The following is a 10378-nucleotide window of genomic DNA, read 5'->3' as shown; positions in this document are numbered from 1 at the left end:
CGCTTTGTATTCTCCGCTTCCCGCTTCGATGTCCGGCTCAGGCAAGGCTTTTCGGTCCACCTTTCCGTTTGCGGTAACCGGAAGCTCGTTCAGCGTCATCCAGAAGGCCGGGATCATGTAGTCCGGCAGGGTTTCCTTCAGTGCAGATTTCAGCGCTTCTATGTCAGCTGTTTCCGGTGTGACATACGCCGCGATCGCTGTATTTCCGCCTTTATCCTTGACGGCTGTCACCGCCGCATCCTGCACCTCAGAAAGCTGGGCGAGCTGCACTTCGATTTCTGACAGCTCGATCCGGTAGCCGCGGACTTTGACCTGCTGGTCGATTCGGCCGATGTATTCGATGCCGCCGTTCACCCATTTCACCAAATCGCCGGTGCGGTACATGCGTTCACCCGGCACAAACGGATCAGCGACAAACCGCTTCGCGGTTTCGCCTTCCCGGTTCAGATAGCCGCGCGCCAGTCCGCGCCCCGCCACACAAAGCTCTCCGGCGACACCTTCCGGCTGCACCTGATTGCCTTCGCCGAGAATGTACACTCTCGTATTGGCGATCGCCTGCCCAATGGAAAGCGAGCCTTCCTCCGGATGGATTTCTGTGCTTGTGGCAACGACCGTGTTTTCTGTCGGCCCGTAGTTGTTGATGAGCTTGTACGGCTTTTTCACGGCGCGCTTCAGCTTGTCTCCGCCTGTCAAGAGGACACGGAGTGATGTGTTCTCAAGCTCCATGAACTGTTCTGCCAGCTGCGTCGGCAGGAACGTGATCGTCACGCCGTTCGTTTCGAAATAGTCGTTCAGGCGGACGATATTGAGGCGGATTTCTTCATCAATGACGTGAAGCTCGGCGCCGATGGTCCAGGTCGGGAACATCTCCCAAATGGAGGCGTCGAATCCAAAGCCCGCATACTTCGCACTGCGGTCCTCCGCTGTCATATTAAACACGTCATGATGCCAGAAGCACAGGTTCACAAGCGCATGGTGCTCAACCATAACACCCTTCGGCTGTCCGGTCGTTCCAGATGTGTAAATCATGTACGCGAGGTTCTCTGCGTCTGCATCCGTCTCTGGATTTTCCTCGTCGTTTTCATCAAGCGGCAGGCTTAGAATCGTGCGGCTTCCGTCGAGAAGAATGACATCTCCCGTAAAGCTGTCCGGCACTGAAATCCCCTCTTGCTTCAAGAGAAGCTTCGCGCCGCTGTCCTGTAAAATATAGTCAATCCGCTGATCAGGATAGTCAGGATCAATCGGCACAAACGCCGCTCCGGCTTTCAAGACGCCGAGCACCGCAGCGGACATTTCAAGCGACGGCTTCGTGAGAACGCCAATGCGCTCATCCGGGCTGATGCCGCAGTCGATCAGAATCCGCGCAAGACGGTTTGCCTTCGCATTCAGCTCGCCGTACGTCCAAGATTGGCCGTTGTATGTGACAGCCGGACGGTCTTTGTGGCGCTGGACAGTCTCTTCGAATAGCTGATGAACCGTTTTGTCTGTCGGCACAGGCAGCGTTTTGCCCTTCCATGCGTCGAGAAGCGCTTGTTTTTCTGTTTCAGTGACGAGTGACAGGCTGGAAAGCGGCTGGTTCGGGTTTTCTGCAGCAGCCTTTAGTAAACGCAGAACGTACTCGCTCCATTTCTCAGCCGTCTCTCTTGAGAACAGATCAGTCGCATATTCAAGCTGCAGACCGATGCCCTTTTCATCAGTAAATCCTCCTAATGTCAGATCAAACTTGGACGTTCCTTGATGGGCCTCATAAGGAGAAATGCTTAAATTCTGCAATGCAAGCTGTTCTTTATCAGGGTTTTCTGTCGTCACCATCACGTTAAACAATGGATTTCGGCTCATATCCCGCGGTAGATCAAGCTGATTGACCAAGTCCTCAAATGGATATTCCTGATGTTCAAGCGCTGACAGGTTCGTCTGCTTCGCTTTTTCCAGAAGTTCTGCAAAGGTTTGCTGTTCTTCCGCTTCCATTCTTAAGGCAAGCGTATTGACGAACATTCCCGGCATATCTTGGACATCGGCATTCGTCCGGCCGGCAGTGACGGAGCCAATGACGATATCCCTCTGTCCGGAAATTTTGCTTAAAAAGACGTGGAAAACCGCGTGAAGCACCATGTGCAAGGTCGTTCCGGTTTCTGCGAGCAGCTTTTCTACCGCTTTTGCCGTCTCGCTTCCAGTACGGAATCGGACCGTATCCCCTTTAAAGCTTTGCACAGGCGGACGGGCGTAATCGAGCGGCAGATCAAGCTCAGGCAGCTCGCCTGAAAGTACCGACAGCCAATACGCCTCATGCTCCTTCATCCGTTCCTTTTGCACAGCTTCATTTTGCCAAACGGCGAAATCTTTATAATGAAGCGCCGGCTCCGGAAGCAGCTCGCCTTTGTAAAGCAGTGCCAATTCTTTCACAAAAATGCCTCTTGATACGCCGTCAGCGATGATGTGATGCATATCCAAAAGCAGCAAGTGTTTCTCCGCTTCTATTCGAAGCAAAGCCGCACGAATGAGCGGTGCGTCGGTTAAGTCAAACGGCCGGATAAATTCCTTGATCCTTTGGTCCGCTTTGTCTTCTTCCGCTTCAAACACATGAAGGTCTATCGCCGCCTCCTCCGCAATGCGCTGAACAGGCTCACCGTTTGCTTCCATAAATGATGTGCGCAATGACTCATGGCGGTTCACAAGCTGATTCAGTGAGTCGCGCAGGCGTGAAATATCAAGCTCGCCTTCCATCAAGAGAACAGATGGCATGTTGTAGCTGATCGTCTGCCGGTCAAGCTGATTCAATACATACATCCGTTTCTGCGCGGATGACAATGGGTACATATCCTGTTTGTCAGCCGGTTTAAGCACGTGATGGCCGCCTGAAACTGCCGATGCCTCCATATAAGCCGCCAGCTGGCGAACAGTCGGCTTCTCGAACAGCGCTTTAAGCGGTACGGTTTTCTCCAATTCGGCCTGAATGTTGGCGATGAGCATCATCCCTTTTAATGAATGGCCGCCTAAATCAAAGAAATTGTCATCAATGCCGATCGCTTCTATGCCAAGCGTTTTCTGCCAAATGCGGCATAGGCTCTCTTCAAGCGCTGTTTCCGGCGCGGCTGAGGCCTTGCGTCCGGATTGTGCCGCGTTCGGCTTCGGCAATGCGTTTCTGTCGGTTTTCCCGTTTGCCGTCAGCGGAATCTCGTCAACCTGCACAAAGAAAGCAGGAATCATATGAGACGGCAGTGTTTGGGAAAGCTGGTTCCGGAGCTCTGCTGTTTCAATGGCTTGATCCGCCGTATAATACGCGCAAAGCTCTTGAAGCCCGCCCTCGGAAACTGCTAGCACAACCGCTTCTTGAATGCCGCTGAGGCTGAGCATGACCGTTTCAATTTCTTTGGGCTCAATGCGGTAGCCGCGGATTTTCACCTGATCATCAGCCCGGCCGATAAATTCAAGCGATCCGTCCGAAAGTCTCCGTACGACATCTCCGGTTTTGTACATGAGGCTGCCCGGCGAATATGGATTATCAACAAATCTCTCGGCCGTCAGCTGAGGCCTGTTGAGATATCCTCTCGCAAGCCCCTGTCCCGTGATATAGAGCTGTCCGCTCGCTCCCGGAGGCACAAGCTTTAATGCCTCATTTAAGACAAGCGCGCCGGCATTCGCAATTGGCTGTCCAATTGTCGGGCGTTTGGCGAATGCGTCCGTCTCAGACAGATCAATCCGTCCGGCGATGGCGCCGATCGTTGCTTCAGTCGGGCCGTAGTGATTGATAAATTCAGTATGTCTATACATCCTGCGGAAGGCGAGAACATCGGCTGGGATGATCTTTTCTCCTCCCAAAACAATTAAGCGCAAGGATTCAAAGTTTGGCTCTTTTGTAAAATTGGCTGTGTTCACCATCGTGTGGAACAGAGACGGCGTCAGTTTGATATATGTGATTCCATGTTCCTTGATATAGATTCCTATTTCATCAGGCGCCGTATAGGTTTCCTTTGGCACGATGTGGAGCTCGCCCCCTGCCAGAAGAACAGGGAACATGCTCGTATAGCCTAGGTCGAATGCGTAAGATGAAAGCAATACAGTCTTATCGGTTTCCGTCAGGCCCGCCTCTTGGCTAAACCAAGAAACATAGTTTGTCAGATTGCGATGCTCGATCTGCACGCCCTTCGGCTTCCCGGTCGTACCGGACGTATATATGACGTATGCAAGATTGCGAGACCCCGAAATCGGCACTGGGCGCACCTTGCTTTCATTTCTCCATGCCGCATCATCAAGGTTGACGATTGTCCCTTCATATTGCCCAATGGCCGTCATATTTCTTTCGTTCACGACCGCAATTCTCGCACCGCTGTCCTCTAATGAATAGCGGATTCGTTCTTCAGGTGTTTCAGGATCAATCGGCAGGAAAGCCGCCCCTGCCTTCATGACACCAAGAATCGATACCATGACCTCAGCTGAACGGTCCATAACAATCGCCACAATGTCTTCATTTCCTGCCCCTTGGGCACGAAGATGATGCGCCAGCTGGTTCGCCTGTTCATCTAGCTCGCGATAGGTCAGCAGATTTCCGCCAGACATCACCGCAGGAAGGTCAGGTGTTTGCTGAGCCTGTTTTTCGAAAAGAGCTGCAAAGGTTGCTTCAGTCATTTGTGTCATATGTCTTTCTTCAAGCAAGGCAGCCGTTTCTGCAGGTGAAAGCAGTTCTACATCTGACAGCCGAACGTTCGGATTAGCCGCGGCAGCTTTAATGATATTGACAAAGTGGCTGCTCCAGCGACGGATGGTTTCGTCCTTGAACAACGCAGTCGCATAGTCAAAGCTTAGGCCGATATCCTCTTCACGCTCGACCGCTTCCAAGGAGAGATCAAATTTCGCCACGTGATGAAGCATGGAATACGATGAAATCTTCAAATCTCCTAATCTCAATGAAGGAATCTCCATGTTCTGCATATTGAACATCACGCTGAACAGCGGGCTTCGGCTTGTGTCCCTTGTAAGCGGAAGTTTTTCAATGAGCTCCTCAAGCGGATAGCTCTGGTGCTCGAATGCTTGAAGGCTGGCTGTTTTGACCTCTTCAAGGAATTGCGCAAAGGTTTTATCTTCCGCAGGTGCCGTTCTTACTGCGACCGTATTGACAAACATCCCCGGCACTCCTTGCAGATCAGGATGTGTTCTTCCCGCCGTCGGTGAGCCGACAATGATATCGTCCTGTGACGCGTACTTAGAAAGGAGCACATTGAACGCCGCCAGCAGAAACATATACATTGTGGTGTCTGTTTCTGCCAAGAGTGATTTGATTTGATCCGTAATTTGCTTATCAAGGCCAAACATCACGCGCTCTCCGGCAAAGCTCCGTTCAGCAGGACGCTCGAAATCCGCCGGAAGATCAAGAATCGGAAGCTCGCCTTTAAAGGTGTCGAGCCAGTATGCTTCATCTTTTTGATGATCAGCATGTTCTTTGTGCCAAACAGCGAAATCTTTATAGTGAATCTGCGGCAGCTCAAGATCAGCGCCTTGATATATTTTGGCGAGATCACCGATCAGAATGCCTGTTGAACTGCCGTCAGTGATGATATGGTGCATATCAATGAGCAGCAGGTGGCGTTCTTCCTCTAGCTGGACAAGCTTCGAACGGACGAGCGGTGCGCGGTTTAGTTCAAACGGCTGAATGAACGCTTTGATCATTTCCTCCGCGTCTTCTTCCCGTCCCTTGGCAGCCTCCAGCTGGAACGATACGTTTTTATGAACAGTTTGTACAACTTCTCCGTCGATCATGTCAAACGATGTACGGAGGATTTCGTGCCGGTTGATTAATTGCTGAATCGCGTTTTCAAGCCGGTCTTTATCTACTTCTCCCTCCAGCAAAAGTACAGCGGGGACGTTGTAGCTTGTGTTTGCTTGTCCAAGCTGATTGAGGATATACATTCTCCGCTGGGCCGGGGATACAGGATAATGCTGCTGATAAGGTGCTTGCTTGATCGGTTCAAACGACTGCTCCTCCTTGCTTTCGTTCTCTTCCAAATACAGCGCCAGTTCTTGAATGGTCGGCTTTTCAAAAAGCACTTTAATCGGCACTTCCTTATGAAAATGCTCCTGGATTTTCGCCGTCATCATCATCGCTTTCAAAGAATGGCCGCCGATCATGAAGAAGTTATCGGTAACGCCTGCTTTGACGCCGAGTATCCCTTCCCAAATCTCTGCTAATTTCTTTTCACTCTCTGTTTCTGGTGCTGCGTACTCCGGCTGCATGGCTTCTGATTGCGGCGCAGGCAGTTCTTTTTTGTTGATTTTTCCGTTCGGCGTGAGCGGCAGGCTGTCCATCTGAATCAAATGGGCAGGAACCATATAATCAGGCAACGATTGAGACAGTGCTTTTCTCAGCCCGCTCACAGTCACTTCACGGTCTGCCGTAAAGTACGCGCAAATTTCATTTTCGTCTGCTTTGTTCTTGCGGATGATCACGGCAGCTTCTGTCACATGCTCAGCCATGTTCAGTTTTGTTTCAATTTCGCCAAGCTCGATTCGGAAGCCGCGCACCTTCACTTGATTGTCGATTCTTCCTAAAAATTCGATATTGCCGTCAGGCAGCCACCTCGCCAAGTCACCCGTGCGATAAATCCTTTCACCCGGCCTGAACGGGTCTTCGAGAAATTGCTTCTCCGTCAGCTCAGGGAGGTTCACATATCCTCGCGCTACACCGATTCCGCCGACACACAGCTCACCGGGTGTGCCAATTGGCTGCAGGCGCTGCTGCTCATCCATGATGTAGGCAGTTGAATTTCCGATGGGCTTCCCGATCGGAATAGAGCCGCTATACTCACGGTCGATCAGAAAACTTGTTGAAAACGTCGTGTTTTCTGTCGGGCCGTATCCGTTCCACAATGAAAGCGACGGCGATGCCTGTTTCACTTTGCTGACAATATGCGGCACGAGCGCGTCTCCGCCGATGATTAAATGGCGCAGTGTGCCGAACATGCCGGCATCCTTTGCGGCAAGCTGGTTGAATAAAGGTGATGTCAGCCACATGGTCGTGATCCTCTGTTCACGCAAGAATGCTGCAAATTGTTTCGCATCAAGCAGCGTCTCTTTTTTGACTGGATAAAGCGCTGCGCCATTCAGCAGCGCCCCGAATACCTCAAACGTTCCGGCGTCAAAGCTGACGGCTCCCGTTTGTGCCATGCGGTCCTCTTCATGAACAGGAACATACCCGGCATTTTTAACGAGGCGCAAGATGCTTTTATGTTCGATCATGACGCCTTTTGGCTGGCCCGTTGAACCAGATGTATACATGATGTATGCCAAATCAGACGGAGCGGATGGCAGGTTGAGATTGTCAGCCGCTTCACTCTCTTCAAACACGCTTTCCAATGTAAGGACCGGCACTTGCAGCTGATGGGCATGCTCTGTATAAGACTTTCCGGCCAAGACCATTCGAATCGAGCTGTCCTCCGCCATGAAACGAAGACGGTCTTCAGGAAGCGCGGGATCAAGCGGCACATAGGCGGCACCTGCTTTTAACACAGCCAGCATGCCGACAACAGTTTCTGCCGATCGGTCGTTCATAATCGCGGCTACTTCCCCTTTTTGAAGACCTTGTTCAACAAGCTTTCTCGCCAGACGGTTAGCCGCTGCATTCAGCTCTCGGTATGTGTGCTCGGCTCCTTCATATACGACGGCAGTGCTCGCCGGTGTCCGCTTCGCTTGCTCTTCAAACACTTGATGAACGGCCATTCCTTCAGGAAGTTCGGCTTTCGTCTGGTTAAACCCCTCAACAATTTGCTGCTGCTCTGCGTCTCCCACGAGCCCGTACTCACGGACAAAAGCGTCCGGCTGAGCGACAGCCGCTTCCATCATGCGGGTAAGGTGCTCCGCAGCCCGTTCGATAAAAGCGGAATCAAAGGCTGCTCCGTTATATTTGATTTTGACGGTCCACGTTTTGCCCGGATACACAATCAGATTGAAATCGAAGCTCGTTTGCTCAAATGCGCTTTCTACCTTGATAGAAAATCCGAGGCGTTCTTCCATGCTGCCGTTTTCAAGCTCTTGGTCAAGCGGATAATTTTCAAACGCGACCAGATGGTTCAAGAGATTGCCATCAAGGGCTGAGCGTTTTTGAATCTCATAGAGCGGCACGTAATCGTAGCGCTCCGCCTCGACTGCATGCTTCTGAACAGCTGAGAACACATCGGCAAAAACGGCATCCCGACCAACTTTTACCCGAACCGGAATGGTGTTGATAAACAGCCCTGCCATCGTTTCAATTCCGCTGATTTCAGACGGACGGCCCGAGACGACCGTGCCGAAGACAACATCATTTGTAAAGTTGTATTTGCTAAGAACGATGCCCCAAACAGCCTGAAACAGGTTAGGCCCTGTCACTTGATGGCGGTTTGCGGTTTGCTGAATGCGGGCAACCAGTGATTCGTCCCATGTAAATGAATATTCTTTATTGACGTATTCATCTTTTTTCTCAGGCAGGCGGCCCGGGAGCACACTCGGCTGTTCAAAACCCGCCAAGCGTTCGCTCCAGTAGCTCTCCGCTTCTTCATTGTCCTGTTTTCCAAGCCACTTGATGTAGTCGGAATATGGCTTGCCCTGGCCGTTTGCAGGTGTCCGGCCGGCTCTGAGCGCTTCGTAGTTTTGGAACAGGCTTTTCATGAGGACACCCATGCTCCAGCCGTCCATCATAATATGGTGATTGCTCCAGACAAGATACAGCTGATCTGCAGCTAGGCGGAATACCGCCACCTTGAACAACATGTCCTTTGCCAGGTTAAAGCCTTGGCGCTGCACGTCTTGTTTGTAACGCTCAATGTGCTCTTTCTGGCGGTCTCGGTCTGCATGACTGATATCCTCATAATGCACCTTTGTTTTGCGTTCCGCTAATACAACCTGACGCGGTTTTTGCAGCTGCTGGTGCACAAATACCGTACGGAGAATATCGTATGACCGAATCAGTTCATTGACGCTTTTCTCAAAGATTTCAAGATTAAAAGCGCCGTGAATCCCAAGCTCTAATTGTGTGAAGTATGAGGAAGAATGCGGATCAAGCATCGCATGATACAGCATTCCCTCCTGCATCGGTGTCAGTGCGTACACCTTTTGAATCGTTTTTTTGCTCATATGCCACCTCTATTAGAAAATTTCCATTAATTTATCCAGCTCATCCAGCGTCAAATCGTCGTCTCCAAGGTCACTCGGCGTCAGTTCCGTTCCATCTTGAGATAGGCAATGTTCAATGATTCTGAGAAGATGAGCTTTAAAGCTATCGCTGAATGTCTTTATCGTTTTTTCATGAAATTCAAGAGAATGATAGGCCAGAGACATCGTCAGTTTTCCGTTTTCGATATATCCGACAACATCCAGTGCGTTCGGTTTTTCTGTTTCCGGGCTTAATGACTGTCCTGACGGCAGCTCTGATCTCGTGAACAAGCCTGCATCCGACATGTCATCGAACTGTCCTAAATAGTTGAAGCTGACATCCGGCTGAATCGAGAACGCCATATCTTCTTTATGTTCCGGCGCCGTCAGATAGCGAAGAATGCCGTATCCGACTCCCTTATTTGGTACATGTCGGATATCTTCTTTCATTTGCTTCAGCTGGTAGCCCAGATCGTCCGCATGCTTCATATCGAGCACCATCGGGTACATACTTGTAAACCAGCCGACTGTACGGGAAATGGTCAGGCCTTCTATGATTTCTTCACGTCCATGCCCCTCTAAATGAACACTTACTCGATCCTGACCTGTCCACTCCTTCATCGCCAATCCGAATGCAGTCAGCAAAATATCATTCATTTCTGTGTGGTATGCCTCATGCACCTTTGTGGTAAGCTGTTCTGTCTCTTCAGCAGTCAGCGAAAATTCGATTGTCTTTGTATGTTTCATTCGCTGATCATCAGATTCGCGATCTTTCGGAAGCTTTACCGCGACAGTCTGTTCTTCAAGCTGTCTCCAATACTCTTTTTCTCTCAAAAAGGCCTTGGAGTTTGCGAAGTCTTGCAATCTCTCTGCATACTCCGCAAATGAATGAGTTTTATGCGGCAGAACCGGTTCGTTGCCTTGCTCAAGCTGTGTATAAACCGCGGCGAAATCCTCCAGTAAAATCCGCCACGACACGCCGTCAACCACTAAGTGGTGAATAGCAAGAAGCAAGTGGTCTCCGTCCTCCGCTTGGAACAATCCAGCTTTTAACAAGCCGCCTTTCTGCAAGTCGATGCTGCTTTGCAGCCGTTCCGCTTCTCTCTCTATGCGGTCTTCATGATCTATCGCTTGGCCCTCAATCTGGATGATCTCCAATTGGGCTGAAGCAGCCTCAAGTCCTCTGTTGTATTGAACGACTTCTTTCGTTCCCTCACGGTAAACCATGCGGAGTGCATCATGATGCTCGATCAGCGCC

Annotated in this window: 2 protein-coding genes; both read right to left on the bottom strand. The window is 50.8% G+C overall.

Annotation, left to right across the window (positions count from 1 at the left end; translation table 11 throughout):
* On the bottom strand, positions 1-9102 hold a 9102-nt coding region (gene srfAB / locus MOB98_RS20930; protein WP_419901016.1), incomplete at its 3' end, for a surfactin non-ribosomal peptide synthetase SrfAB.
* A gap of 12 nt (positions 9103-9114) precedes the next feature.
* Positions 9115-10378: condensation domain-containing protein (locus MOB98_RS20575; RefSeq protein ID WP_268367342.1), on the bottom strand; the 1264-nt coding region annotated here is incomplete at its 5' end.

Source organism: Bacillus sp. N13C7 (genome assembly GCF_026790065.1).
GTDB lineage: Bacteria > Bacillota > Bacilli > Bacillales > Bacillaceae > Bacillus.
The sequence above is the reverse complement of the archived record's forward strand: the minus strand, read 5'-3'. Positions and strand labels throughout refer to the sequence as shown.